This window comes from Providencia sp. PROV076 (assembly GCF_028483405.1).
In the GTDB taxonomy this organism is placed as follows: Bacteria; Pseudomonadota; Gammaproteobacteria; order Enterobacterales; family Enterobacteriaceae; genus Providencia; species Providencia huaxiensis.
In genome coordinates, this window is record NZ_JAMPRR010000070.1 from 1 (window position 1) to 1,256 (window position 1,256).

Annotated in this window: 1 protein-coding gene and 1 pseudogene; one reads left to right on the forward strand and one right to left on the reverse strand. The window is 46.3% G+C overall.

Annotation, left to right across the window (positions count from 1 at the left end):
- Positions 1-219, forward strand: a pseudogene (locus PSF67_RS21990) (hypothetical protein); the annotation flags it as partial.
- 153 nt (positions 220-372) lie between these two features.
- On the opposite strand, the gene aph(3')-Ia reads toward PSF67_RS21990, so the two are convergent.
- Positions 373-1,188, reverse strand: a complete 816-nt coding sequence (aph(3')-Ia, locus tag PSF67_RS21995) for an aminoglycoside O-phosphotransferase APH(3')-Ia (RefSeq protein WP_000018326.1) — start codon at positions 1,186-1,188, stop codon at positions 373-375.
- Between the last annotated feature and the right edge of the window lie 68 nt (positions 1,189-1,256).

The following is a 1,256-nucleotide window of genomic DNA, read 5'->3' on the forward strand; positions in this document are numbered from 1 at the left end:
GAATTTAGCGCGGTCGCTAAACATTTCGGCACCACCCAGGTGCTGCACGATATCAATCTGAAAATTGATGCCGGTGAATACCGGCTGGCTGCCGACGATCCGGATGAGGAGAACACCCTCGCCACGGCAGTTTTCACCCTCGATGCCAACCACGTCAGGTGGCAAATTTTCGACATTAACCGCGACGATGCTAAATTTCAGGGAGAAGTGCGTGGGTGAGATAGCCGGTCGTCAGTCATAAAGGGCAGGGTAGTACCGTTGGCCCGGCGTTCGATAGTACCGTCCGGATACTGCCAGATATCGGCGTCCAGGGAGATGTCCTGAAGCGCGGTGTCCGGAATTTCAGGTTTGTGTCTCTACAAAGACTAACTATCAGAAAAACTCATCGAGCATCAAATGAAACTGCAATTTATTCATATCAGGATTATCAATACCATATTTTTGAAAAAGCCGTTTCTGTAATGAAGGAGAAAACTCACCGAGGCAGTTCCATAGGATGGCAAGATCCTGGTATCGGTCTGCGATTCCGACTCGTCCAACATCAATACAACCTATTAATTTCCCCTCGTCAAAAATAAGGTTATCAAGTGAGAAATCACCATGAGTGACGACTGAATCCGGTGAGAATGGCAAAAGCTTATGCATTTCTTTCCAGACTTGTTCAACAGGCCAGCCATTACGCTCGTCATCAAAATCACTAGCATCAACCAAACCGTTATTCATTCGTGATTGCGCCTGAGCGAGACGAAATACGCGATCGCTGTTAAAAGGACAATTACAAACAGGAATCGAATGCAACCGGCGCAGGAACACTGCCAGCGCATCAACAATATTTTCACCTGAATCAGGATATTCTTCTAATACCTGGAATGCTGTTTTCCCGGGGATCGCAGTGGTGAGTAACCATGCATCATCAGGAGTACGGATAAAATGCTTGATGGTCGGAAGAGGCATAAATGCCGTCAGCCAGTTTAGTCTGACCATCTCATCTGTAACATCATTGGCAACGCTACCTTTGCCATGTTTCAGAAACAACTCTGGCGCATTGGGCTTCCCATACAATCGATAGATTGTCGCACCTGATTGCCCGACATTATCGCGAGCCCATCTATACCCATATAAATCAGCATCCAGGTTGGAATTTAATCGCGGCCTCGAGCAAGACGTTTCCCGTTGAATATGGCTCATAACACCCCTTGTATTACTGTTTATGTAAGCAGACAGTTTTATTGTTCATGATGATATATTTTTATCGG